This window comes from Achromobacter sp. Marseille-Q0513 (genome assembly GCF_018195695.1).
In the GTDB taxonomy this organism is placed as follows: Bacteria; Pseudomonadota; Gammaproteobacteria; order Burkholderiales; family Burkholderiaceae_B; genus Achromobacter.
This window is the reverse complement of the sequence record NZ_JAGTJY010000626.1, coordinates 1-355: the sequence shown is the minus strand read 5'-3', so window position 1 is coordinate 355 and position 355 is coordinate 1. Positions and strand designations below refer to the sequence as shown.

The 355-nt window shown below is 71.0% G+C and carries 1 protein-coding gene; it reads left to right on the top strand.

Annotation, left to right across the window (positions count from 1 at the left end):
* The coding region (locus tag KDH83_RS32050; protein ID WP_212323242.1) for a TolC family protein at positions 1-355 on the top strand (355 nt) is incomplete at both ends.

Sequence of the window (355 nt, the reverse complement as noted above, 5' to 3'; positions counted from 1 at the left end):
TGGGCGTGACCGCTTTCGAGCTGGACCTGTTCGGGCGCGTGCGCAGCCTGTCGGAAGCCGCGCTGGAAGAGTATCTGGCCACCGAGAGCGGCGCGCGCAGCGCCCGCATCAGCCTGATTGCGGAAGTGATCGATGCCTACCTCGCGCGTGAAAGCGCCAGGGAGCGCGGCCTGCACACCGAACGGACGCTGGCCTCGCGCGAGCAGTCGCTGCAGCTGATCGAGCGGCGCCGCGCCGAAGGCATCGGCAGCGCGCTGGACCTGGAACAGGCCAGGGGACTGGCCGAGCAGGCCCGCGCCGACCTGGCGCGCATGGAGCGCGAGTTCCGCCAGTCCACCAACGCGCTGACGCTGCT